General features: G+C 43.4%; 24 protein-coding genes, 1 tRNA gene and 1 riboswitch. Of the genes, 18 read left to right on the plus strand and 7 right to left on the minus strand.

Annotated elements, in window-relative coordinates:
- Nucleotides 1–60 precede the first annotated feature (60 nt).
- From BLV00_RS00420 to BLV00_RS00435, 4 genes are all read left to right on the plus strand, one after another.
- On the plus strand, nucleotides 61–402 hold the full coding sequence (locus BLV00_RS00420; RefSeq protein ID WP_425441619.1) for a DUF1360 domain-containing protein: 342 nt from the start codon (nucleotides 61–63) through the stop codon (nucleotides 400–402).
- A 137-nt stretch (nucleotides 403–539) separates the two neighbouring features.
- Nucleotides 540–743, plus strand: coding sequence for a hypothetical protein (locus BLV00_RS00425; protein ID WP_093041016.1), 204 nt, complete (start codon nucleotides 540–542; stop codon nucleotides 741–743).
- Between the two features lie 75 nt (nucleotides 744–818).
- Nucleotides 819–1,091 (plus strand): hypothetical protein, encoded by a 273-nt coding sequence (locus tag BLV00_RS00430; RefSeq protein ID WP_093041019.1) that lies wholly within the window; start codon nucleotides 819–821, stop codon nucleotides 1,089–1,091.
- A gap of 37 nt (nucleotides 1,092–1,128) precedes the next feature.
- The gene (locus tag BLV00_RS00435; RefSeq protein ID WP_245728681.1) at nucleotides 1,129–2,034 is read left to right on the plus strand and encodes an MBL fold metallo-hydrolase; all 906 of its coding nucleotides are present in this window, start codon (nucleotides 1,129–1,131) and stop codon (nucleotides 2,032–2,034) included.
- Here the strand turns inward: BLV00_RS00435 and BLV00_RS00440 are convergent.
- The 4 genes from BLV00_RS00440 to BLV00_RS00455 form a co-directional block, all read right to left on the minus strand.
- Nucleotides 2,031–2,705 carry a DUF421 domain-containing protein gene (locus BLV00_RS00440; RefSeq protein ID WP_093041922.1) on the minus strand — a complete coding sequence of 225 codons (675 nt, stop codon included), beginning with the start codon at nucleotides 2,703–2,705 and terminating at the stop codon, nucleotides 2,031–2,033. The genes BLV00_RS00435 and BLV00_RS00440 overlap by 4 nt on opposite strands.
- 97 nt (nucleotides 2,706–2,802) lie before the next feature.
- A complete protein-coding gene (locus BLV00_RS00445) occupies nucleotides 2,803–3,228 on the minus strand; it encodes a GNAT family N-acetyltransferase (RefSeq protein WP_093041025.1) in 426 nt (141 codons plus the stop codon).
- Between the two features lie 4 nt (nucleotides 3,229–3,232).
- Complete coding sequence (locus BLV00_RS00450; protein ID WP_093041029.1) at nucleotides 3,233–3,745, minus strand: YjcG family protein; 513 nt, start codon at nucleotides 3,743–3,745, stop codon at nucleotides 3,233–3,235.
- A 118-nt stretch (nucleotides 3,746–3,863) separates the two neighbouring features.
- Nucleotides 3,864–4,589 (minus strand): alpha/beta hydrolase, encoded by a 726-nt coding sequence (locus BLV00_RS00455; protein WP_093041032.1) that lies wholly within the window; start codon nucleotides 4,587–4,589, stop codon nucleotides 3,864–3,866.
- Between the two features lie 253 nt (nucleotides 4,590–4,842).
- Between BLV00_RS00455 and BLV00_RS00460 the strand changes: the two genes are divergently transcribed.
- From BLV00_RS00460 to BLV00_RS00495, 7 genes are all read left to right on the plus strand, one after another.
- Nucleotides 4,843–4,915: transfer RNA gene (locus BLV00_RS00460), tRNA-Val, on the plus strand.
- 903 nt (nucleotides 4,916–5,818) lie between these two features.
- Complete coding sequence (locus BLV00_RS00465) at nucleotides 5,819–6,799, plus strand: NAD(P)H-dependent flavin oxidoreductase (RefSeq protein WP_093041035.1); 981 nt, start codon at nucleotides 5,819–5,821, stop codon at nucleotides 6,797–6,799.
- 467 nt (nucleotides 6,800–7,266) lie between these two features.
- Nucleotides 7,267–8,355 (plus strand): NAD(P)-binding protein, encoded by a 1,089-nt coding sequence (locus tag BLV00_RS00470; RefSeq protein ID WP_093041038.1) that lies wholly within the window; start codon nucleotides 7,267–7,269, stop codon nucleotides 8,353–8,355.
- A gap of 581 nt (nucleotides 8,356–8,936) precedes the next feature.
- Nucleotides 8,937–9,596, plus strand: coding sequence for a DUF4396 domain-containing protein (locus BLV00_RS00480; RefSeq protein WP_093041043.1), 660 nt, complete (start codon nucleotides 8,937–8,939; stop codon nucleotides 9,594–9,596).
- Between the two features lie 93 nt (nucleotides 9,597–9,689).
- Nucleotides 9,690–9,995, plus strand: coding sequence for a hypothetical protein (locus BLV00_RS00485; protein ID WP_093041046.1), 306 nt, complete (start codon nucleotides 9,690–9,692; stop codon nucleotides 9,993–9,995).
- Nucleotides 9,996–10,203: 208 nt separating this feature from the next.
- On the plus strand, nucleotides 10,204–11,367 hold the full coding sequence (gene spoIIP, locus BLV00_RS00490; protein WP_176791267.1) for a stage II sporulation protein P: 1,164 nt from the start codon (nucleotides 10,204–10,206) through the stop codon (nucleotides 11,365–11,367).
- A gap of 200 nt (nucleotides 11,368–11,567) precedes the next feature.
- Nucleotides 11,568–12,203, plus strand: coding sequence for a cupredoxin domain-containing protein (locus BLV00_RS00495; protein ID WP_093041051.1), 636 nt, complete (start codon nucleotides 11,568–11,570; stop codon nucleotides 12,201–12,203).
- A gap of 209 nt (nucleotides 12,204–12,412) precedes the next feature.
- On the opposite strand, the gene BLV00_RS00500 is transcribed toward BLV00_RS00495, so the two are convergent.
- Nucleotides 12,413–12,727 carry a hypothetical protein gene (locus BLV00_RS00500; RefSeq protein ID WP_176791268.1) on the minus strand — a complete coding sequence of 105 codons (315 nt, stop codon included), beginning with the start codon at nucleotides 12,725–12,727 and terminating at the stop codon, nucleotides 12,413–12,415.
- Between the two features lie 164 nt (nucleotides 12,728–12,891).
- Complete coding sequence (locus BLV00_RS00505) at nucleotides 12,892–13,458, minus strand: TetR/AcrR family transcriptional regulator (protein ID WP_093041059.1); 567 nt, start codon at nucleotides 13,456–13,458, stop codon at nucleotides 12,892–12,894.
- 230 nt (nucleotides 13,459–13,688) lie between these two features.
- Between BLV00_RS00505 and BLV00_RS00510 the strand changes: the two genes are divergently transcribed.
- Both BLV00_RS00510 and BLV00_RS00515 read left to right on the plus strand, forming a co-directional pair.
- Nucleotides 13,689–15,677 (plus strand): efflux RND transporter permease subunit, encoded by a 1,989-nt coding sequence (locus BLV00_RS00510; protein ID WP_093041061.1) that lies wholly within the window; start codon nucleotides 13,689–13,691, stop codon nucleotides 15,675–15,677.
- Nucleotides 15,677–17,497 carry a hypothetical protein gene (locus BLV00_RS00515; RefSeq protein ID WP_093041063.1) on the plus strand — a complete coding sequence of 607 codons (1,821 nt, stop codon included), beginning with the start codon at nucleotides 15,677–15,679 and terminating at the stop codon, nucleotides 17,495–17,497. Before BLV00_RS00510 ends, BLV00_RS00515 begins: the two co-directional genes overlap by 1 nt.
- 61 nt (nucleotides 17,498–17,558) lie before the next feature.
- On the opposite strand, the gene BLV00_RS00520 is transcribed toward BLV00_RS00515, so the two are convergent.
- A complete protein-coding gene (locus BLV00_RS00520; protein ID WP_143030656.1) occupies nucleotides 17,559–18,683 on the minus strand; it encodes a cell wall-binding repeat-containing protein in 1,125 nt (374 codons plus the stop codon).
- Nucleotides 18,684–18,819: 136 nt separating this feature from the next.
- On the opposite strand from BLV00_RS00520, the gene BLV00_RS00525 reads away from it, so the two are divergent.
- From BLV00_RS00525 to cobT, 5 genes are all read left to right on the plus strand, one after another.
- Entirely contained in the window at nucleotides 18,820–20,265 is a 1,446-nt protein-coding gene (locus BLV00_RS00525; RefSeq protein ID WP_093041069.1) for an MATE family efflux transporter, read from the plus strand.
- A 321-nt stretch (nucleotides 20,266–20,586) separates the two neighbouring features.
- Nucleotides 20,587–20,725, plus strand: a riboswitch (cobalamin riboswitch).
- 166 nt (nucleotides 20,726–20,891) lie between these two features.
- Nucleotides 20,892–21,431 carry a cob(I)yrinic acid a,c-diamide adenosyltransferase gene (locus BLV00_RS00530; RefSeq protein WP_093041071.1) on the plus strand — a complete coding sequence of 180 codons (540 nt, stop codon included), beginning with the start codon at nucleotides 20,892–20,894 and terminating at the stop codon, nucleotides 21,429–21,431.
- Nucleotides 21,428–22,801: a cobyrinic acid a,c-diamide synthase CobB gene (locus BLV00_RS00535; protein WP_093041074.1), complete on the plus strand. Its 1,374-nt coding sequence runs from the start codon at nucleotides 21,428–21,430 to the stop codon at nucleotides 22,799–22,801. Before BLV00_RS00530 ends, BLV00_RS00535 begins: the two co-directional genes overlap by 4 nt.
- Entirely contained in the window at nucleotides 22,791–24,305 is a 1,515-nt protein-coding gene (locus BLV00_RS00540) for a cobyric acid synthase (RefSeq protein ID WP_093041077.1), read from the plus strand. The genes BLV00_RS00535 and BLV00_RS00540 overlap by 11 nt, the downstream gene beginning before the upstream one ends.
- Nucleotides 24,302–25,354 carry a nicotinate-nucleotide--dimethylbenzimidazole phosphoribosyltransferase gene (cobT, locus tag BLV00_RS00545; protein WP_093041080.1) on the plus strand — a complete coding sequence of 351 codons (1,053 nt, stop codon included), beginning with the start codon at nucleotides 24,302–24,304 and terminating at the stop codon, nucleotides 25,352–25,354. Before BLV00_RS00540 ends, cobT begins: the two co-directional genes overlap by 4 nt.
- The last annotated feature ends 41 nt before the right edge of the window (nucleotides 25,355–25,395 follow it).

A 25,395-nucleotide genomic window follows, 5' to 3' on the forward strand; every position in this document is an offset into this window, starting at 1 on the left:
ATCCCATCCGATACCTAAGGGTGGGCTACATAAATAATCATCTTGAAGGAGGCTGGCTGATTGGGGATTACATGGATGGAATTCGTGCTGTTGACACTTGCTTGTTTTCGATTGACCCGGCTGCTTGTGGATGACACGATCACGGACTGGCTTCGTGCGCCTTTTCATCATTATATAGAACAGATCGATCAAGAGGGAAACGTGGAAACATTTATTGAAGTGAAAGGGAAGGGTATCCAGGCATTTATCGGCGAATTGCTCAGCTGCCATTGGTGCACTGGCATCTGGGCGAGTGGCACCCTTATAGCCGGTTGGGTAATGATTCCTTATTTTGAATGGGTAATACTGCTGCTTGGAATTGCCGGAGCGGCTGCAATTCTCCGCGTCTTTCTGGATAGATGAACTACACCCGTCGTTGCTCTAGAGAATAAGCTATAGAAAAAAGGACTGATCATCATGGATAGAGAAAGACGAAAGCAAGTGAAGCGCACAAGGCCGAGAAAGCGGAAAGGTTGCGGGTGCGGAAAGAAGGTGAGGCCATGAACCTCCGCCATATGCGACGGATGATCGATGAAATTGATTATATGATTACATCAAAACCGAACTTGAAAAAGCCGGAAAAAACGATGACGGAATTCGAGCAGATGATGGTCTCGCTGGAGAAACTGTTAACAAAGCAAATGGGTGAGTTCGAGAAGCGGACGGAAACAAAAGTAGACCGTTTAAGGAAATTTTTCGAATAGCCCCCTCAAAAGGTAGCGTTTCCACGTATATATCTATTAAATTAAGGGTATGTATTCTGTAAGGAGGGGAGCTTCATGGGTTACATTCTGCCAGTACCGATGTATCAGTACGATGACTACCAAGAGCGAACCGTCAAGCCGAAAGAGTCACCTTTCCAATATGCCAATGTCCATAAAGTGACATTGGACAACAGGCAGCTGCAAATGAGAAATACCGATAAGATTGATAAAAAAGCATTCCATAAAAAGAAAAAACTGCATGCACCGAATGACATCCATGCAGCTTACTCGGAAAAAGTTTATTCCGATCTGACAGGAAAAGGACGGCACTTCAGCGAAACTATTTAGTAGAATCGCTGAAAGGGGTCGTTCTTTTTTTATGGAAATGAAACAGATTAACAGTCACTGCTACTATTTTCATAGCGCCGTCAATATCGGCTATGTCTACAATGGGGACGACGGCATGCTCATCGATGCCGGCATCGATAAGTCGGCGATCAAAAAAGTGATCAAAGCTTTGAAGCAGCACGGGCTGCCAATTACCCATTTATTCATTACCCATGCCCATGCCGATCATTATGGGGGAGCGAAGTATCTCCAGGACAATTATGACGTCCGGACAATTGCTCCCAAATACGAGGCTGCAATCCTGGAAAATCCGTCACTCGAACCGCTTTACTTATTCGGTGGTAATGATCCGCTGGATGATATTCGAAATAAATTTCTCGAAGGTCCACCAGTACGGATTGATGACAAAGTCTGGGAAGGGAACTTTACGTTCGGAGAATTCGAGCTTGAAACCTTTTCGTTGCCAGGCCATAGCTACCATCAGCTGGGCGTGAAAATCTATGATGTTCTGTATGCCGCTGACAGTTATTTTGCAGAGGCGCAGCTTAAAAAACACAAGATTCCATATATTACTGACTGCGCGCTGACAATAGATAGTCTGTCCAGGGTGAAGGAAATCCTGTGTGATGGAGCGGTTCCTGGTCATGGGGAATATGAGACCAATTTCCAGGACACCGTCAGGAAAAATATCGCCTATCACGAGCAGCTTTCCACCTGGCTGGAGGAATATATTTCAGATCACCCGGACGGCGTCAGTCATGAACAGGTGATCGTGGATATGTGTGATGCCTACGGTGTCGAGAACAACCAGCTTTCCCAGTGGCTGTTGTACCGTACGGCTGTCACCGCATACCTGATCGGGCACATTAAAAGAGGAACCATCACGTATGCCATCGAAGGAAACCGCTGGGTGTTCAAACAACTGAAAAAAGGAGAGGATTAGTATGGTAACACATACAAATCCTCTCCTTCTTTATATTCGGCATATAAAACTTCTTTGTAATCGGTGATCTCCTGCTGCTGCAGCTGGGTAAACAGCCAATGTTTATCGAACCCGGCTTCTTTCAGGTTATCCCACAACACTTCGCCGTCGCTGATGAAGGCCATTGGCAGTGGTGTGGCCTGGGGAGTGAGGTTCAAATCACCACGGGTCGGTGTCTGATCCATCGATTTTCTCAACACGGAAATCGATCCATCGGTTTCAAGGACCGCATACTCGACTTCGCGAAGTGAAAATACATCCTTGGAACGGAGCAAGTGCTGGAGCTGGTTGATATCGAGTTTGTTTTTTTTCAGCTCTTCGCGGATGAGCTTCCCTTTATGGATGACAATCGACGGCTGTCCTTCCAAAAACCCCCGTGTCGCTTTCACTTTTTCTGTCAAAATTTCTGTTACATACATGAGTACACCCCAGACCAATACGGCAAACGCAATCTGCCATACCCCGACTTCCGGATCATAGAGTGCGTTTCCTACCAGTTCACCGAGAATGATGGCTGAAATGAAGTCAAACGGGGTGAGCTGAGTGATCTGAGATTTTCCAAGCACCTTGGCCAAAACAAACAGGGCAGCGAACCCAAAAGAAGCTTCTAATAAAATACGTAAATAGTCCATTATCATCACAATCCTTCTATCTGCTGTTACCATTGTAGACAGAGATAGAAAGAGCTATACAAAAAACCTGGAAGATTTCTCTCTTCCAGGTGGAAAATCAGTCTAGCGTTTTAATCATCGTGACATGGGGGATGCCGGCGTCCATGAACTGGCCGGAAATCGTTTCATATCCGATGGCCCTGTAGAAATCTTCCGCATGCGTCTGAGCATTCAATTTCGCCTGCTTCAAGCCTTCTTTTTGGATCCGTTTTTCCATCGCTTCAATCATCTGCCTGCCGAATGAGCGGCCGCGGAATTCCTTCATCACACAAATCCGCTCCAGTTTCCCATTTTCTTCGACAAAACGAAGGCGGGCAGCGGCAATCGGCTCGTTATTTTCATAGCCGATGAAATGGACGGCTAAATCATCATACTCATCAAGTTCTAAATCTTCCGGAACCTGCTGTTCTTTGATAAAGACCGTGCGGCGGACACCGAAGGCATCTTTCAGCTGTTGGTCGTTCTCTACCGTTCTAATCAGCATTGGATCACCCCTCACCGAGCACGAATGTTTCGTATACAGTCCAGGATCCGTTATCCAATTGGTAAAGCAACTGGAAGCGGTCGACCGTCTCTTTCAAATCGAACCCTTTCATGCGAAGCGTGCCATAAACATCGGAATACTCGTCATCGGAAAGTTTTTGAGCAATCGTAATATGCGGAACAAAAGAGTGTTCCCGCTCACCAGGGAGGTGCTCGCCATAGAGCTTTTCGTTCAATCCCATGATGATGTCCGTAGGCTCGACCTTCAAATAAATGGTATTCGTGATTGGTGTGAATGAGCTGACTTTGTTGATTTCAATTTCGAAGGGCTGCATTTCTTTCGCAATCTCCTTCAAATGAGGCACCATTTCCTTGATTTCACTATCCTCTGCCTCAAACGGATCCTTTAACGTGATGTGTGGTGGGATCAATGCATAATGCGGGTCGTAACGTTTCCGGTAGGAGTTTGCGACATCCTGTATTTTTTTCGGTGGAAAAATGGCGATACCATACTTCATTTGGAATACCCTCCTATAATTAATAGTACTGTTTTTATTCGTGTTGAATGCAAAGTGAATTAGTCAGTTATTCAGGTTGTCATTATTATACCAAAATATTGCTCCCCTTACATAGGCTTTACGGTCGGAACATCGTAACCAGGGCTCGCTCCATATCCTGCTGCCAATATTTCCACGTATGGTCTCCATCAAGTTCATGGAAAAAGTAAGTGAGCGGCTTCTTATTCAATAGCTTTCTCAGTTCATAGTTCGGTGTAACAAAATCTTTGCGGTCCCCATCAGTCGTTGGCACATCTGTCTCTTCGCTTCCGATCGTATGATAAATGGCAAGCGAGGACATGTCCTTGCTGTTCTGGACTTTGTCCATCACCTCATCGTTCACGAAAGGGGACTGCATGATGACATTCCCGAATGTGTTCGGATATTTAAGTGCCGTCATCAAGGCCACTGTTCCACCGAGCGAATCACCCATCAACGTTCTGCCGCTGCCCATATGATAGCCTGGAAGCTCTTCATCCAGAAGCGGGACAACTTCATTGACAAGAAACTTGATATAAGCGGACTGCTTTTCCCCGTTCGGATGATACTTGTCCTGACGGTCATATTTATCCTGATAATGGATCCCGACAAAAATCGTATCCGCAATCCGTTTGTCTTTATGCAGTTTATCGCTTAATGTCGCGACCCGCCCCATCTGAAAATAATCGTCACCATCCTGCATGATCGCGATATGATACTTATAAAGCGGAGAATAATTCTCCGGCAGAAATACTTTCAATGTCAATGTTTCATCTAAATAGGAACTATTGATTTCAAAATCCTTGAACGTTCCATCACGTCCCAAAGCGAACACCTCCAAAAAACGACAACGTATCTATAAATGTAACACACCTATTTTACCATATCATTTTCAAAAAAGTAGGACAGCTCTGACGATTGTCATATAATTGAAAACTCTTCCGCAGAAGCTAAGTGGCCTGGCCGCCAGTGGAAGAGAGATTTTCTGAAAATGATAAAAAATTGTCGATAAGTTATTGACACATAACTGAAATCATATTATATTAGTACTTGTCCAATTCAAAACAACTTTATCCCTTGATTCCGTAGCTCAGCTGGGAGAGCGCCACCTTGACAGGGTGGAGGTCGTTGGTTCGAGCCCAATCGGAATCACTAAGTCTTAAAAGCCTCTGGCCGTTGATCCTGCAACGGTCAGGGGCTTTTTTATTTATTTTAGAAATAATAGATAAAGAAGTAAAGAGATAAGCAGGGAAAGGAATGATTGACAAGGCTCTCCGAAGAGCGTCATTCCCAGTTGCAGAGAAGTCAAATTGTTGGTGGATGAAGAGGCCGTTTAGCTTTGGAAATGGTAAATGATCGTAATTTGACCGTCCATATCTTTAATGAAGAAGTGGCCATTAAAATCCCCGGTATAATAACCTTCTCCATAAATGGGTGGAACGGATAAAGAGATGGAATAGCCTTTAAAAGATAAAGCCCAGATGTTAGCAACTACGTCTAGGGCTTTGTTTATATAGAAGTTTGGCTTTTATAGTGAGTATTGAAAAGAAGTTATCACCTTTTTGTGAATGAGAGAATTATAATAAAATAACAAAAAAGGCATAAGAATGGAAATCATATATGGTATCCATCCATATATGGGCGGCATGATGTAGTATTCTCATTCTGAAAATGAGAACATGTCATGCATTAGATACATTTCTAACTCTACAGACTATTTCCCAAAACTGGGGGATAGTCTTTTTTAGGCTGATCAAGTTTGCTTATTAAGCTCTATGCGGAAAACGAACTTATATACCAAAATCAAGGGAAAAATGAAAATATTATTATATTTTATTATGATCTTGTAATCGCGATATTGGAAAGTCTGATATCCTACATTTCCACTGTTTAAATGGTAAAAATTACAAATGTCATCTAGTAAGAATGATAAGTATGTCTTTTCTTGTTCTCTTTAACCAAATACACTAGTAGTAGCTAAAAACAAGACTTAAGGAAGAGCAAGTTAAAGGCTTTCTTGAAATAATACTATTTTCGAAATGGGGTATCTTATTGATGGAATTAAAAAAAGTAAAAATTGGTGATATGGAGCCAAAATTTCCTATCGTTCAAGGTGGAATGGGAGTTGGGATTTCTCTCAGCAAACTAGCAGCAGCTGTTGCTGATGCAGGGGGGATTGGAACCATCTCTGGAACTGGAATTTCAGTGGAAGAATTAAGGTATCACATAAGAAAGGCGAGAGAACTTACAAACAATAGAGGTTACATAGGAGTAAATGTTCTTTTTGCCATGAATGATTTTGCAGAGAAAATGAAAGTGGCAATGGAGGAAAAGGTGGACTTTATAGTTTCGGGTGCTGGAATTTCTAGAGATATGTATGCATGGGGAAGAGAATATGACGTTCCTGTCATATCGATTGTTTCTACTGCGAAACTAGCCCGCTTTTCTGAAAGGTTGGGTGCAGCAGCTGTAGTGGTAGAGGGTTACGAAGCGGGAGGACATTTGGGTACAGAACGACCGCTTTTTGAAATTTTGCCAGAAGTGACTAGTGTAGTCAATATACCGGTGATTGCTGCGGGTGGAATTCTAACAGGTGAAGATGTTGCGGAAGCTTTCCGTTTGGGGGCATCCGGAGTACAAATGGGAACTCGTTTTGTAGCGAGTGAAGAATGCGATGCACCTCTTGCGTTTAAACAGAAATATATTGACGCAAGAAAAGAAGATACGGTCTTAGTAAAAACAACAGTGGGTCTTCAGGGAAGAGCAATTCAGAACAGATTTATAGAAAAGATTAGTGAAGGAAACAAGCTGAAAATAGCTAAGTGTTATGATTGCTTGAAGAATTGCTCCTATCAATTTTGCACCTTGGACTCCTTGTTTAAATCACTAGAGGGGGACGTAGAGAACGGTCTCGTTTTCTCTGGAGCAAGAGTTCACGAAATTAAACAAATTCTTCCTGTCAAACAAATTATAGAAAAAATTATAGCAGAATGGCAAAGTTTTGTTGAGGGGGAGGCTTCATTATATCAGATATAGTATTCTATCTGACCGGCTTAACCTATAAAAACGAAACAGGATTTTACCTTGTAAAGGGGAAATATGTACCCTTTTATTTTAAAAGGACGAAAATTTATAAGGTTAGGTTAAATGTTGAAAATCTGTGGTTGCCAAATTGTTGTCGAGTTGCTGCCCAATTGGTTGAAAAAACTATAAATCCTATTCAAATGAGAAAGAACTAATAAAAAAGGCTTTTATCTAAGATCATCACAACCATTTCTATTCAGTTGACTACCTTGACAGGGTGGAGGGCGTTGATTTGAGTCCAATGGAATCATTAAGTTCTAAAAGTCTCTGGCCATTGATCCACAAACTGTCAGGGACTTTTTTTGTTTAAGATGAAGAGCTCCTTATTAATTTTGTCAGCATTTTTTTGAATCTTTTAATGTGTAGAAATGTTTTATTTCCTTATACTAAGAAAATAAAGCCAAGAAAGGGGTATCTTAATGAAAATAGCGATAATGGGTGCTGGTTTGTCAGGCCTCGCTTGCGCCCTGACCTTGGAGAAGTATGGGTATCAAGCGGACATTTTTGAAAGGCGAGCGATGGTTGGTGACCGTTTTGTTGTAGCAGAAGCGATGTTTTCCATGTTTCACACTCCCTATGATGATGCAGTCAAATACTTGTCCGAAAACCATCATATCCACCTCAAGCCTACGACGAATATTCAAAAGGTAAACATTTATTCTGAAAATGAACACTCTTTTATAGATGGACATTTGGGATTTACGAATATGCGAGGGAAACATCCAGAATCCTACGAAAAACAGCTTGCCCACCAATTAAAAGGAACCATCCATTTCAATCAGGATGTTTCCTATAAAGATATTTCTAAAGAGTATACCCATGTGGTGCTCGCTACAGGAGATGCCTTAGATACGCAAAAATTACAACCATTCGACGTGGCATTTAAAGCCAGTTTTAAAGGTGCGGTGGTCGAAGGGGAGTTTAATCAGACGGAAGTGCATACTTTTTTCAATAATGATTTTGCTCCTAAAGGAATGGCATATATTCTTCCGCACTCCGACAGGGAAGCATCTCTCGTATTAGTATATCCGCAATACCCTGAGAATGAGTCTCTGGATAAAGATGAGCTATGGAAAATGTGTTTCGAGGAATGTTCCAGGAGGCTGGATCAGGATTTTAAAATTCTTAACGAATATTCGATTAAGGATTATCGAATCGGTAAAATTGAAACTCCCAGAATAGGCAATACATTTTTTGTAGGAAACTGTTTCGGAGCTATTACACCAGTGATTGGTTTCGGTCAATTTGAATCGATGCTGACTGGAATTTATGCGGCCCACGATATTGTTGGAATTGGGGAGTATGACAAGCTCGTCCAACCACTGTCAGAAGGCTATCACGATTCCCTCACCCTACGCCGGAATTTAGAAAAACTGGATAACAAAAAGCTTGATCTATTAACAAAATCAATGAGTAATGAATTAATGGAAAGCTTTATCACCAGTAAAAAAATCAATGCGATGAAAATATTGAGCAAAATCCTTCATCCATATCCCCGCAAGGCATAGGTGCCTGTATGGACAAGAAGTGAATAGTTTTTTACTGAAGTATTCAAAAAATATAAACGCACGGAAGTGTTAGTTCTATCGGTTTTAGAGATAGGGCTCAATGGATCTTCTACATGTAAAGATGGCTGTAGAAGATTAGATAATAAGCTCAGGGATATAGTTCCTTTGAGCTTATTTTTTTAATGAATTTTTTTATTGCTGTTCCTACAAATAATGCACGGAAAAGGCTGTGTGTTGACTGAACGCAATTCTTTGCACGATCATTTAAAGTCTGGATGCACGCAGTCCTTGCATTTTTATAGGCTCTGTAAGCAAACTGTATACATTCTTCATAGCCTCTTAAACATTGAAGACATGCCTCAATACACTGATCCATATTTTTGGGTTATTCAGATAATACTCCTGTTCAAACTCCTCCTTATACTAAATTTTTCAATACTTTCTACTAAAGATGATCATTTTAAACGACTTCTACTTTTAGAAACTGTGGCAATTATGTTAAGAAATGATTTTTTGTCAGAAGTTTATCGTTATACGCTATCGGGGTATGGTTTTGTAGCTTTATAGTTGGAGGTGGAAATATGTTGACAATTATCTCTTGGATAGCGTTAGGGTTAGGTTTTTTAAGTTTTCTTATTATCCTAATCGATGTAATCAAACATCCACAGCAAATGATGGTGATGAATATCGTTTGGCCCATCAACGGCTTGTTTTTTGGTCCTTTCAATTTGTGGGCGTATAATAGGTGGGGACGATTAAAGGCGAAAGACATAGAGAGAGATGATAATCGAAAGTGGTCTTCAAAAGTATTTGTTTCAACCAGCCACTGCTCTTCCGGATGTGCAATTGGGGATATCGTCGGTATTCCTATCGTTGCCATTACAGGGATGACCATTGCCGGGGCTACCATATTTGCAGACTTTACTGTTGAATTTATCCTGGCATACCTATTCGGTATTTTCTTTCAATTTTATGCAATTTATCCAATGAACAAGGAAAAAGGGGTGTTCCAAAACTTCAAGGATGCCATCAAGGCAGACTCGTTAGCTTTAATTGCCTTTGAGGTAGGGATGTTCGGATGGATGGCACTTGTCCACTTTGTTATATTTGCTGCCCATCCACCTAAACCGCATGAACCCACTTATTGGTTCATGATGCAGATTGCATTGATCTTAGGATTTTTGACCAGTTACCCAGCAAACTGGTGGTTAGTCAAGAAAGGAATAAAAGAAGAAATGTAACCAAATACATGTCAATATTCCGTAATATTTTCTCCATGGGTTCTTGATATTTTTACTTCATGATTTAAGTATAAAGTAAAGGAGATGAGTGAAATGAAAAAAATCATTATTGGCGCACTATCATTAGGAATGGTGGCAGGTGCCGGAGTCACCGGTGTCCAGGCTGAAAGCGGTCAGATGGTGATGCCAAAAGAAAAGCAAATGACGCAAATGGAGGAAATGCATCAAGACATGTTTGATTCAAATGCTGTCATTAATTATGGGCAGGCGAAAAACTTGATGGAAGAAATGCACCCAGAGTTGGGTAAGGAAGAGGTAAAAGAAATGTATCAGTCTATGCATGGAACAAATGGAGCAGCGCCTAGTGTGAACTTCAAAGATATGAACATGAACAAATAATGGAAACAATAAAAAGCTGGCCTGGAATAATGAAGAATTCCAGGCCAGCTTTTTTAATTATTTACAATTTTTTGAACCAGATCACCATCCATAACACCAATGTGACGAGTCCTGTATGCCCTGGTCGTGTGCTGCCTTTCTACTATTAGTAATGTCCGGTGATAGATTAACATATGCTAAACTATCAACTTCTATCGGAGGAGAAAACATGCGACCAAAAATTGCAGTAGCCTATGTTCGAGAGAGTGGAGGACTCTTGTTGTGGATGTTATGTTCCATGGTTCTGGGTGCTCTTCTACTATCTATTTCCGTCACGCACAGTGGGGTGAAACAGCATTTATCTTCCACCGTCCTTCGTTCCGTTTCAGAAGCACTGCCAAAAGAGGCCTATCTATTTCTCATGGCTCAGGAACTAACTCCCTTAAGGTCCGAATATCCAGATCAGTTGTCCAATGAGATAAACTTGCTGGAATTAGCAACTAATGTGGAATTAGGTGATATTCGTACATTATTAGGAAGGGAGATTCCCGGTCTTGGAAGTTATCATACGGAAATCGCAATCGCAGGAAAGGGAACCAATATCGGCAACCTTCCAGTTGAGTCCCTGCCCCCGACCGATGAGCAGTTAACCGATCAGGAAGTTAACCAGGAAGAGCTGGATGTCATTGAGGATAGAGAGAATGATGCAAGTGATGATGCGGGCAGTACTGAAAAGAAATCTGTGTTTATCTATCATTCACATAGCTGGGAAGCCTTTAACCCTTTATTAAAAGGGGAGGAAGAACGGGATGCTGCCAGTACCAATGAAAATGTTAATGTAATCGCAGTAGGCAGCAAATTGAAAAAAGAACTAGAGGCGAGGGGGATTGGGGCTCAACATGACAAGACAGATGTGACAGCTGGATTGAAAGCAAAAGACTGGAACTACAACCATTCCTATCAATTCTCACGTGAACTGGTAAAAGAAGCCCTTGCCGAGAGTGAACAATTGACGTACCTGATTGATATTCACCGGGATTCTCAACCGAAGAAGATAACGACAAAGACAATCGACGGTAAAGCGTTTGCGCGCCTCTTTTTCATTGTGGGGAAAGAAAATGAAAACTTTGAGAAAAACCTGGCGATTGCCAAGGAAATCAATGCAGCTTTGGAGAGTGAGTACCCTGGTATCAGTCGAGGGGTATTTATTAAGACGAAGATGGAAGGTAATGGTATCTACAATCAGGACTTGACGGAACGATCAATGCTTTTGGAGTTCGGTGGAGTGGAGAACGACCTTACGGAACTATATAACTCTATCGAAGCTTTTGCCGAGGTATTTGCTGATTACTATCATAAAGACGCAGAGCCAGTGAATGGGTCTGGAAGCTGATAAATTAGAATGTTTTCGAAAGCGGCGCATTTGAGCTGAACCAACGAAGGTTTAGCTCTTTTTTGATTTAAGATGGGGCATAGTGATTAAGGATAAAGGTTTCTCTTATGTAGATTCAATTAAATGGATTTTTATTTCGTTTTCTTATTTGATAGGATAAATATAATATTATTATTTCTTTCGTAAAGGTGGTTAAAGGTGTGCGTATAAACCGAAAAGGGATATATTGGATAGGCAGTATTATTATTGCGATTGGTTTACTGACCGGGTGCTCGAGTAATGAAAAAGCGGCGCCGGAAGAGGAGAAGCAAGAAGAAGTAAAAGAGGCAAATGAAGCCAAAAAATCGGATGAACAAAAGGCTGCACAAAAAGAGGAATCCAGTGGAATGGATCAGTCACCTTCCAAAGAAGAAGATGATGATCATATTATCGAAATCAGTGCATTCGAAATGGGTTACACTCCACCAGAGGTCACTTTACAAAAAGGGGAAGAATATACGTTGATCATGGAGAATGATGGGGAGATCTTCCATGATTTGACGAACAAAAAAATGAATGTGGAAATCACTTACATGAGTAAAATGCCCGACCACCCGGAAAACGTTTCTTTTATCGATAAAGTTTTTGGTGTGAACAAAGTGCATGCTGGCGGGGATCACGACGGAGGCCATGGTGATAGTCATGGGGGAGAACCCACGAATATTCATATGAACGCTAAATCGGGTCAGCAGGTCAAAATAAAATTCATCCCTAAAGAAACGGGGGAATTTGAGTTTTATTGCAGTATTCCTGGACATGAAGAGTCTGGCATGCATGGTAATTTTAATGTCGAATAAAGAGGATAATACAGAATAGAGCGGACAAGCGTAATTCTTTTAAAGAGTTGCGCTTTTTTTGTTACGGCATGGGGCCAGCGTGGAGGTCCTGGTTACGAGCCAATGGAATCGCTATGTTTGAAAGTCTGTCATCATTGAATTACTCCCAAGTCTAGGGCAATCTGATAGTTGTTAACCAAGGTAGTGTCAAACCGGCGGAGAGGTGGTATTTAAAGAAAAAACTTGATGATCGTCCATCCAGCTATAAAAAAAGAGCCTGTTATACTGGTGAAGTATGTGAAGAACCGCCTATTTTCTTTTCTTTTTAACTTTAGATATTCCTTATAAGAGATTTCCCCTTTAGCAAATCTCAATCCTTTTTCATTCGGTCCAATTTTGTAATAATTTCCTTCCCTGTCTTTTACGATTACTTTGGTAATAAGCTCTGCTGTTTCAAGCTCATGAGGAAGCTTCACAGTTTTACCTCCGATATATTCAATCGCGACAGGTAAGTAAATCGAGTTTTCTCTTATTTCCTTACTCATATGGCAGGCCTGCAATTCAAATACATGATTAGAAATACACATTTTGTTCACCTCATATATCATTTTATATTTATTTAGTAAAAAAGGTGCACATATTGAGGCCTGCCTCCGGTAGGTTGATGATGGTTGGCTAGCAATAGTCGAAATCTGTTCTGTGCCTCTCTTTAATCTAAATAAGAAAACCCATAATTAATGAAGTTATTGATCATGTAAGCCATGTCCTTCGGAGACTGGTCCATGTCATTCGCAATCCAGTCTTTGATCACATGAATCGCTCCGCTGATAACAAAGGTACTTAAGTAGTTCACTTCTTCCTGTCCCAAATGATTGTCGCTCATCCAATTGTTCATCATAAACCCGCGGGTCAACTCCATCATTCTTTTTTCGAAGGTAGGAGTGGCATCTTTTTTTAATAAGGTGTGAAACATGAATTTGTTTTCGATGACATATTCTAGTATTTTCTGGGTCATCTGAATCGACTCTTCTTCAGCGGGATAGTTGTAACTATTCAAATATTCGTTCATATCCTCGGTTATTTCTTCTTCAATTTTACTTAATAAATCGTACTGGTCGGTATAATGGGTGTAGAACGTCGAGCGGTTGATATCGGCGAGCTCGCAGATTTCTTTTACGGTTATTTCTGAAATCGGCTTTCGGGCGAGCAAGGTGATCAGGCTTTCCTTCAATACTATTCGCGTGTATTTTTTGCGGCGGTCCAATTTATCACCCACGATACAAACCCTCCTTATGTTAAATTTTTGTGACAATCCAACACATACATAGTGAAATGTTGGGAAACTGACGTAAGTTGTAAAACTGTTTGTTGAAAATCCAACACAGTGTCAATACAATATTAGAATGTGTGAAAGGGATTTGCAAGAGAGGATGAAGCCTTATCGACTTAACAGCACGAATCATTAAACATAAAAAAAGCATTGTAATTATATTTATTCTTATTACCATGATCAGTGCGGTGTCGCAATTTGCAGTCTCAGTCAATTACAACATGGCCGATTATCTGCCGGACGATTCTTCGTCGATGCAAGCAGTGGATTTGATGGAAGAAGAGTTTGATGAGCCCATCGCCAATGCGCGCGTGATGGTCAAAGATGTCTCGGTAACCGAAGCGCTGGAATATAAACAAGAACTCGAGGCGATTGATGGGGTCAGCGGGGTGACCTGGTTTGATGACGTCGTCAATTTGAAAGAACCGCTCGAAATGGCCAATGAAGATACCACGGAAACATATTATCAAAATAAAAACGCGTTGATTTCGCTGAACATCCGCGAAGGCGACGAAGTAGAAGTAACGAATAAGATCTATGATTTGATCGGGGAAGAAAATGCGATTACCGGTGAAGCGGTCACCACGGCTACTTCCCAGCAAATGGCGGGGAGTGAATCCTTAAATGCGGCCGCCTTACTCGTTCCGATCATCATTATTATTTTGGTGTTATCCACGAATTCCTGGATGGAACCGGTGTTCTTTTTGATTGCCATTGGGGTCTCCATCGTCATCAACCTGGGGACGAATATTTTTATTGGAGAAATTTCGTTCATTACCCAGTCGGTGGCGCCGATCCTGCAGCTGGCTGTGTCTCTGGACTATGCGATCTTCCTGTTGCATAGCTTTTCGGATTACCGAAAGGATGTCGAAGATCCGGTTAAAGCGATGCAGCTCGCGATGAAGCGGTCATTCCCGGCTATTGTAGCTAGCGCTTCGACGACATTCTTCGGGTTTATGGCCCTGACTTTCATGGAGTTTGGCATCGGAGCGGACCTGGGTCTCAACCTTGTTAAAGGAATACTGCTCAGCTTTATCAGTGTCATGGTGTTTTTGCCTGCGTTGACGTTGATGTTCTATCACTGGATCGACCGTACAAAGCACCGCCAGTTCGTGCCGGACTTCAAAAATATCGGCAAATATGTAATGAAGTTCAGAATACCAAGCTTGGTATTGGTACTGCTTTTGATCGTACCTGCATTTTTAGCCCAAAGTAACACGACTTTCCTATATGGAACAGGGGAACAGCCCGATAATACACGGGCAGGACAGGATGCGAACGCGATTGAGGAAGAGTTCGGAAAGAACGTTCCAGTGGTGCTATTGGTGCCGCAAGGGGACAGGGGAAAAGAGGAAAACCTGGTTCAGCAGTTAGAATCCCTTCCAAATGTCTCCAGTGTTATGGCTTATGTGAATGTGGTCAGTTCGGCGATTCCACCGGAGTATTTAGAAGAGTCGATGACCGAGCAGTTTTATTCCGGTGATTACGCAAGGATTACTCTTTATACGGAAACGGATTCGGAAGGAAAAGAGGCGTTTTCCCTGATTGAACAGGTAAAGGAAACTGCTGATTCCTATTACGATGAAACGCACCTGCTCGGTGAGAGTGTGACCTTATACGATATGAAACATACGGTGCAAAAAGATAACAAATTAGTTAACTTACTGACGGTCCTCACCATTGCGATTGTGCTCTTGATAACATTCCGTTCGATATCGATTCCGGTCGTCCTGCTTTTGACAATCCAGACATCGGTGTGGATCAACCTGGCAGTGCCGTATTTTACAGATACGCCGCTTGTTTATGTCGGCTATCTGCTGATCAGCACCATCCAGCTGGCAGCAACGGTCGACTACGGAATCTTATTCACGGAAAATTACTATACTTTACGAAAAGAGATGCCTGCCATGCAGGCAATCAAGAAAACGATTGATGAGAAGATTTTTGCAATTTTTATATCAGCTTCGATTTTATCCAGTGTTGGGTTCATTTTAGGAGCCACATCGTCCAACCCGATCGTATCCGCCATCGGTCTCCTGTTAGGCCGGGGTGCATTGCTGGCATTTCTGATGGTTGTTTTTGTCCTGCCGGCCTTGCTGGTGGTCTTCGATAAGGTAATTGAAAAAACTACATGGAAAGCAAACTTTTATAAGGAGAGAGGATAATGAGACTGAAACGTATAACCACCTTATTCATGTCAACGATGCTTGTGCTGCCGACGTTTCTTGTGTCCGCGGAGACCGATGACGGATTATCTTCTGAAGAGAAGGCTCCTCAAGGGGAGGGGTCTTACTCAGAAAAAAATGAAGTCGTCTACGCGACACTCGACGGCTCCGGTGATCCGAAAGATATGTATGTCGTCAACAATTTCACGATCAAGGAACAGGGTGAAATTATTGATCATGGACCTTACAGCAGTGTGGAAAATCTTACAGATCTGACGGAAATCGAAAAAAATGACAACAACATCGTATTCACTGCGAAAGATGATGAATTTTATTATCAAGGCAACTTGGAAGGCAAGCCATTGCCGTGGGATATCAATGTTTCTTATAAATTAGACGGAAAGAAAATAGCGCCGGAAGAGTTGGCAGGAAAAGGTGGCGGGCTGGAAATCCAAATAGATACAGCTAAAAACAAAAAAGGAGAGGAAAGCTTTTTTAAGAATTATCTCCTGCAAATTACCTTGAAATTCGATTCGGCCAAGTATAAAAACATCCAGGCAGAAGATGCCAATGTGGCAAGTGCCGGAAAGACCCGGCAGGTGACGTTCACGGCGATGCCGGAAAAAGAAGAGAGTTTCAAAGTAAATGCGCTCGTCTCAGATTTGGAAATGGAAGCCATCGAAATCGCAGCCATGCCCTCCTCGATGCCGATAGAAAAGCCGGATACCGGTGACATGAAAAAGGACATGAAATCATTGTCTGATGCCACGGAAGAAATCAATCGCGGTGTTGGGGAACTGGAAAGTGGGATTGCGGAACTGAATAATGGTGTGGCAAGCCTGTATGATGGTTCCGAACAATATAAAAATGGCATCATCGAGCTGACCAATGGCTCGTCCGAATTAGTAGGGGGTTCTGCGTCAATTAAATCAGCACTGCAAAAAATGAGCGAGTCCGTCAGCGCAGGGTCTGGTGACGTGGACATGAGTCAGTTCAAACAGCTTGAAGATGGACTGCGGCAAATTGCCGGCGGATTGAACGAGACAGAGACTGGACTTACGAATTTGAAAAATAATTATAGCAAAGCCTATCAGGCACTGGATCAGTCTATCCAATCGATTCCAGCTCAGAATGTTTCCGAGCAGGAAATCCAGACTCTGTATGAGAGTGGTGCCGATAAAGAAGTTGTCGACAAGCTGGTAGCCAATTATAAAGCGGCGCAAACTACAAAACAAACGTATGCGAGTACCAAAGAAGCATTCGCAGCTGTCGATCCGACTTTAGGAAAAGTATCCGGCTCCTTGAATGAAATGAGCGGCAGTCTGAGTACCATGGCGGACAACGTGGCAAACAGCATGGAAAGTAATGATATCAATGAATCTATGAAACAATTAGAGGAAGGGCTGCAGTCGCTGTCGTCCAATTATAATAGCTTTCATTCCGGCCTGAAGGAATATACCGGTGGCGTACAGCAATTAGCAGGTTCCTATGAGGAAGTTCACGGCGGCATCGCATCCTTGACCAACGGTACGGATGAACTGGAAAATGGTGCTGGAGAACTTCATAATGGGACAGCAGAGTTAGCGCAACAGACGGCTGACCTTCCTGATCAGTTGCAAAAAGAAATCGATGAAATGATCAATCAATACGACAAATCCGATTTCGATCCGGTTTCCTTCGTTTCCTCTAAAAATGAAAAAGTAGAGACGGTCCAATTTGTGATCAAAACGGAAAGCATCAGGAAAGAGGAAGGAGAAAAAGAAGAAAAGAAGAAGGAAAAAGAGAAAAGTGTCTGGGAACGGTTCCTGGATTTGTTCTAATAAAAAAACAGTCTTCCCTTCATAGTAAACAAGGGAAGACTGTTTTATTTAGTGGTCCTGCTTAATGATGACCGCCGCCATCTTTCTGTTCTATTTCTAATTTGTTATCGATAATTCCCTGTAGACTGTAGGATATATCACCAAGGGATCCAATGATAAATCCATGATTATATGGTCCTTCCATTGGGCTCTTTTCAAAAGTGGGCTTCACTTTTGCCAGGTATCTTCCCATATTTTCTGACATTTCCCCTTTGTCTAAAAACAATAATGGCGCATGCTTGCCAAGATGGGCTAGAGGGGCAGTAACGAGAGCGAAGTTCGGCGTTTCAGAAGATACGAACGATAACCCGTGGCCTGGGTCAGTGATTCCCCAGCCAAACCCGCTTTCTTCATCTTTGAACTGGGTAAAGGCAATAGATGCCTCGCTCGGATTTTCACCTTCAATCCTCTTTACCTTACCTAATTCTTTCAGTTCCTCTTCTACTTGCCGGGAGACAACAGATGACGGACCTAAAATGTACATCGTCGGGTTTTCACGCTTCTTGATCGCTTCTTTTGTAGATTCAGGGATTTCCTCTTCTGTTACAAATAAAACAGGTTCTGGCATGTGAGCAATCCAGTAGGTTGCTATTATAGAATAATCTTTGGCTTTGTCATCGGATGACACAATAATCACGTTTTCTGGCAGTTCACCGGACACCTCGGCATAGAAACGGTCAATCTCTGCCGCAAAGCTTGCTGGATTATCATCGGTTATTTGATCAATCTTGTAGTCTTCGAGGGATTCTAAAACCTTTTCAGAAACGTTCCCCATCACTTTTACTTGTGTGCCCTCACTATTTCCTTTAGGCTGCAGCCTGTTGATTTCATCCAATGTTGCCTGGGGGATGGAATCATTATCAATTAATAAAATAGGACCATTGTTCGGATGGTGAATCAAGTCTGCACTTGCCAGTGTAAGCTGCCAGCTATCTACTGCGGAAAGGATTATAGCACCCGGCCGGGACTCTTCATGGGTTGCCGGCCATATCAGCTGTGATGTCATGACTGCTAATTCGACAGGATCACTTTCATCAAGTCTGGTAATATTCTTACTGCTAAAATACTTTAGATTTTCCGTCGCCCGTTCATTATTTTTCTTTGGAATGGAAGCGAATTGTTCTTTGTTCTGGTTTAACTTAATCATTTTATCACCTCTCGTAATCGGAAGATTACTATCTATATAACCTGTTATGGAATAGGTAAACGTAAAGGGCAAGTTTAAACACTCCTTCCGGGGGTACTTCTAAGTATAGAAGAACTAAAAAGAAGGAGCAGGAAAGATGACTACACATATAGAAAATCGACGTATAGACACAGCAGATACGAACAAGAAAAAAATAAAAATCATTCTTATATTAGCCCTTCCTGCAGTCATTGAAAACTTTTTCCAGACCATACTTGGCTTCGTAGATACGTACTTTGTTTCTCAGATTGGCCTTGCTGAAGTGTCGGCAGTAGGGGTGACCAATGCAGTACTGGCCATTTATTTCGCTTTATTTATGGCTTTAGGTGTAGCGGCAAACGTCTATATTGCCAATTTCATGGGAGCGGAAAAAGTGGAGAAAGCGAGACATATTGCGCAACAATCGATAGTGGTTGCAGCGGTACTCGGTATTTTGACAGGGATCGTTACTTTATTGTTTGCGGAGCCACTGTTGCAGCTGATGGGGATAGAAGAAAATGTACTGGCAGCAGGGTCCTTATATTTTCGTATTGTTGCCATCCCTTCTATATTCATGGCCTTCATGTTTGTATTAAGCGCTATACTACGAGGGGCCGGAAATACAAAGGCTCCTATGTACGTTGCCATCTTTGCTAATTTGGTGAATGCAGCACTGGATTACTTCCTAATCTTTGGAATATGGATTTTTCCTGAATGGGGAATAGCTGGAGCGGCAGTTGCTACGGTCACTTCCCGTGTTCTAGGGTCCATCGGTCTTTTTTGGTATATTCAAAGGTCAGATATGCTGCGTGTCAGAAAAGATTATTGGCATTTGGACAAGGAGCATTTAAAAGAATTGTTTGTGTTGGGAAGTCCTGCAGCTGGAGAAAGGCTGATCATGCGCGCGGGACAAATCGTTTACTTCGGGCTTGTAGTGGCATTAGGAACAAATGTGTTTGCGGCCCATCAAATCGCCGGTAATATTGAAGTGTTTTCCTATATGCTAGGGTTCGGATTTGCCACAGCAGTCACCATTCTGGTTGGTCAGCAAATTGGTGCAGGAAAGTATGAAGAAGCAAAGCAGTATGCAAAATTAGGCGTGTTTCTGGCTTTCGGAATCATGACCATATTCGGTTCAATACTTTTCTTTTTAGGAGAGTGGGCAGGCGGTTTCTTTACCGATGATGAAACAGTCATCCATAATATCGGGACAGCCTTGAAAGTCTCAGGTGTCTTCCAGCCATTCCTTGCTGTTGTCATTGTACTGACAGGAGCCTTTCAAGGAGCCAATAATACAAAGTTTCCGATGTATTTGACAGGAGTAGGTATGTGGGCAGTTCGCACACTATTTGTGTATCTGTTGGGAATCAAACTTGGATGGGGTCTGCTTGGTGTATGGATTGCGATCGGTATGGATATCAGCTTCCGTGCTGTGGTTTTGGCAGTTCAGTTCTCACGGGATAAATGGGTGGCTTATAAAGAAGAGCCAGAAGAAGATCCAGAATCAGAATGTCATCCTCAAACCACCAAAGATGATCTTCCATCCTGCGTCAATAGTTATTGAGGCAAAAAGTTTGTTAGAGTAGGGGTGGCGCAGGCACTATTAGTTTTATCTTTGGGTGGACGTCCCAAATGCCTCATCCGGATGGCGTTGAGGATGACAGCGAGCATACTTGCCTTGTGGACGAACATTCCCGATGATAGAGAGAAAAGGCAGCGGTTATACCATGTAGCCTGGGGGAGGTCACTGGTGATACGCTGCCTTTATTCCTGTTATGCTAACAGACTAAAGCATAAAAGGGAAGAAATAAAACAAAAATTCTCAAAGACTCATAAAAAAGAGAGTGGTTTACAAGCATCATAGGTTCGGCTACAATAAGGTTAATTTCATATCACACGAACAGGTCCTTAAAGGGAAGCTTTTAAGGTAAAAAGGGAAAGTTGGTGAAAGTCCAACACGGTCCCGCCACTGTAAGCATTTTTAAAATGTAAGTCAGGATGCCTGCCTGTTTGTCGCAAAGTTGACCCTTCGAGGAAAAGGGGACTTTTAAGTACGTGGAATACCTATAATACATATTCTGCCTATTTAGAGTCGCACCTTCCTTTGAGGAAGGTGTTTTTTTATATCTTTTGAAAAGTCTTAAGGCTTGGCAAGCCAAATACTTCTAATGTAATTAAGGAGGAGAGAGCATGAATAAGAAGCAGGGATTGACACTGGTTTTTACCGGTGATGGAAAAGGGAAGACGACAGCCGCAACAGGGCTTGCTGTAAGGGCATTAGGTCACGATAAAAAGGTGAAAATGCTGCAATTCATCAAGTCCCCGAAACGGCCTTATGGGGAAAGGAAATCACTGCAAAAGCTGGGAGCTGAAATCATCCAGCTTGGGGAAGGGTTCACCTGGACAAAGACACCGGAAATCCACCGGCAAGCATTAAAGAAAGCCTGGGTTGTTGCTAAGGAAGCTGTATTGTCCGGTGAGTACGATGTGGTGATTCTGGATGAACTGAACAACGCCCTTGCGATTGATTCTTTTCCAGTTGATGATGTGCTGCCGCTTGCAGAAGTTGTTGAACTGATCAACAACAAACCGGAGCATGTCCATCTTGTAATAACCGGCAGGAACGCTGCCCAGGCAGTGAAGGATGCGGCCGATCTCGTGTCCGTCATTGACGTGGAGAAGCATTATTATGATGAAGGCATTCCCGCCGTACGTGGTGTCGAGTTTTGACTGCCCGCCGCCTCGTAGTTGCAGGAGTTTCAAGCGGTGTCGGGAAAACCAGCATCGCAATCGGATTAATGGCTGCTTTTATGAAAAAAGGGCTGACAGTACAGGGGTTTAAATGCGGTCCCGACTACATCGATCCTTCTTATCATGCAGCTGTAACCAGGCGCCCTTCCCGTAATCTGGATAGCTGGATGCTGCCACCGGATATCATGAAAGAAGTATTTGTCAAAGGAAGTGAAGGTGCGGATGTTTCTATCATCGAGGGCGTAATGGGATTTTATGATGGCAAATCGCCGACTTCTAATCAAGGCTCCACGGCAGAAATCAGTACCTTATTGGATTGCCCGGCGATTCTGATTGTTGATTGTTCGGCAATGGCCCGGAGCGCCGCTGCCATTGTCAAAGGGTTCCAGGAGCTGGATCCTGAAGTGAACATTGCAGGTGTTATCGCCAACAAAGTCGGCAGCAAAGGACATTACCAGCTGATCAAGGAAGCGGTGGAACAGGAGTGCGGCATTCCGGTTTGTGGTTATCTCCTGAAAAACAAAAGCCTCGAGATGCCGGAGCGGCACTTGGGACTGGTACCTTCGATTGAGCGCGGAGAACTCGATGAACAACTGGACCAGTTAGGAGAAGCGGTGGCGGAAACCATCGATGTGGACCAAATCTATCAGATTAGCGAACAGCCAGTGCTAACAGCTGAGCCTTCCCTGTTTCGAAGAAAGGGTGCGAGTGAAGTAACAATTGCAGTAGCACGTGATGAGGCATTCAACTTCTATTATCAAGAAAACCTTGAGCTTATCGAACATTATGGGGCTGAAGTTGTTTATTTTTCTCCTTTAAATGGGGAAGTGCTTCCTCCTGAAGCGGATGGACTTTATTTAGGGGGTGGTTTTCCGGAGCTGTTCCCGGAGCAGCTTGCGAAAAACAAGGAAGTCAAGCAGTCGATAAAAGAGGCGGTCGAAGAAGGGCTTCCTGTGTTGGCAGAATGCGGCGGGCTGATGTATTTATCTGATTCTATTACGACTATCGACGGTAAGACCTACCCGATGGCAGGTGTGCTGCCGGGTAAAACAGAAATGCAGGCGAAGCTTGCATCCCTTGGCTATCGCGAAATCTCCGGACTTCCCAATAACTATCTATTTAAAAATGGCATGGAAGTCCGAGGACATGAGTTCCATTATTCTATCTTTAAGCCTGCCGGACAACTTCCTGGTGCATATCGTGTGAGCAGCAGGTTCGGAACGGGGGAAGAAGGATGTTTGTACAAAAATGTTGTCGCTGGGTATACGCACCTTCATTTTGCCTCGAATCCAGAGGTGCTGGATAATTTTTTACAGGCCTGCAAGGAGGAAAAACAGCATGGGGGATAAAAAGGCGATCCCTGTCATGGTCCAGGGCACCCATTCCGATGCCGGGAAGAGCATCCTTGTTACCGCCCTGTGCCGGATTTTAACGAAAGATGGCTACCTGACAGCACCATTCAAGTCCCAGAACATGGCTTTGAATTCCTACATAACGGTAGACGGAAAAGAAATCGGACGTGCCCAGGGAGTCCAGGCAGAAGCAGCCGGAATCGCGGCGACCACTGATATGAATCCCGTCCTGATCAAGCCGAACCGCGATAATGATGCTCAGATCGTCGTTCACGGGAAACCAGTGTCGAACATGAAAGCGAGTGACTATCGAACGGATTATTATGAAACCGCCAAAGAGGTAATCGCGAATGCATATAACCGGCTTGCCGGCAGTTATGATCGCATTGTCATCGAAGGAGCGGGCAGTCCGGCTGAGGTCAATCTGAATGACCGTGAGCTCGTCAATATGAGTGTTGCAAAACTGGCAGATGCTCCGGTCATTTTAGTCGGGGACATTAACAAAGGCGGGGTGTTCGCCAGTCTGGTCGGAACACTCCAGCTTTTATCGGAAGCAGACCGAGATCGTGTGATGGGGGTGGTCATCAATAAATTCAGGGGCGACAAAACACTGCTTGATCCCGGGCTGGAGTGGTTTGAGGAGTATACCGGGAAACCGGTGCTCGGTGTTATCCCGTTTATCCAGGATCTTCATATCGATGCTGAGGATTCGCTAAGCCTGAGTGAATATACAAGGAACCAGAACACGGACAAACACATCGACATTGCTGTCATTGAATATCCCAAAATTTCTAATTTTACCGATATTGATCCGTTCCTGATTGAGCATGATTGCCATATCCGGTTTGTCAAGGAAGCGGCTGAGCTCAAGCAACCAGATGCCATCATACTTCCTGGCAGCAAAAATACGATCGAGGATTTGGTCTATTTAAAAGATAGAGGGCTCGATCAGGCAATTATGGCGGCTCAGCAGCAAGGTGCCTTTGTATTCGGAATTTGCGGCGGCTACCAAATGATCGGAAACAAAGTAAGCGATCCGTATCAGGTGGAGACAAGCCTGGATGAGGTCCAGGGGCTTGAACTGCTGCCAATCGAGACGACGCTTGCCAGACACAAAAAGACGGTCCGATCAAGCGGAACCATTGAATGGAACGGACGTACCATCCCTGTAACCGGTTATGAAATCCATATGGGGGAAACCGTAGCCAAAGAGTCTGTAGAAAACTTCATAGAAATGGACGGACAGGCCGATGGTACAAGAAAAGGAAATGTGATGGGTACTTATTTTCATGGGACTTTCCATAATGATACATTCCGGACAGCGTTTTTGAATCTGATTCGCTTGGAAAAGGGACTGCCCCCCCTTAAAATTACCACCTCATTCCGGGCCCATCAGGAAGAGGAATTCGACAGATTGGCCTTTCATGTCCGCGAAGCTTTAGATATTCCCAAACTTTATGATCAAATAACTACATTCAAAACAGTCGGAGGAGTAGGATGAACAAACAATTGCAGAAACTGATCGAATCGATTGAACCGGTCAGCCAGGAAAAAATCAGTAAAACCACCCTCTACTTGGACACATTGACAAAACCGCCGGGAAGTCTGGGTAAGCTCGAAGACATCGCCATACAGCTTGCGGGAATCACCAATCAGGAAGCACCACAGGTATCCCCGCCGGGCATCCTTGTTTTTGCAGCAGATCATGGCATTGTTGAAGAGGGGGTTTCTGCATTTCCCCAGGAAGTGACCGTTCAAATGATCAGGAATTTTCTCGATGGCGGGGCGGCTATTAATGTGTTTGCCAGACAGATTGGTGCGGAGCTTCAAGTAGTCGATGTCGGAGCAGCTGATGAGGTAGAGGATAAGCGATTAGTATCCAAAAAAATTGCTGCGGGTACACGGAATTTTTTAAAAACCGATGCGATGACAGAAGAGCAAATGGAAGCGGCTGTCCTGGCAGGAACCGAGTCAGCGGAGGCGATGATTGCCCGGGGAATAAAATGCCTCATCTTAGGTGAAATGGGAATCGGAAACACAACTGCAGCCAGTGCGCTCGTGTCGGTGCTGGCAGGCTGCAGTGTGGACCAGGCGGTCGGTTACGGTACAGGGATTTCAAATGAGGTGAAGCAGCATAAAAGGAATGTCATTGAAGAAGCGGTAAAGCGCCGTAACCCGGATAACAGCGCCCCGTTAGATGTGCTCAAAAAGCTTGGTGGTTATGAAATTGCTGCGATAACAGGAGCGATACTGGCAGCAGCAAAAGTAAAAATCCCAGTTATCCTGGATGGCTTTATCTGTACATCAGGTGCGATAGTCGCCTCCCGGCTCAATGAACACGTCAAAGATTATCTGTTTGCCGGACACGTATCACAAGAGCAAGGCCATCAATTTGCCCTGGAGGATATAGGACTCGAGCCACTGTTGGAGCTGGGGTTGAAGCTAGGAGAAGGGACAGGCGCAGCATTAGCTTTTCCAATGCTTGAAGCAGCGGTGCGGATGCGGAATGAGATGGCTACGTTTGATAAGGCCGGAGTCACGAATAAGTAACTCCCAGCGAATATACATTTACAAGTTCACCGTGCTGACAT

Source organism: Thalassobacillus cyri, assembly GCF_900107755.1.
Lineage (GTDB): Bacteria > Bacillota > Bacilli > Bacillales > Halobacillaceae > Thalassobacillus > Thalassobacillus cyri.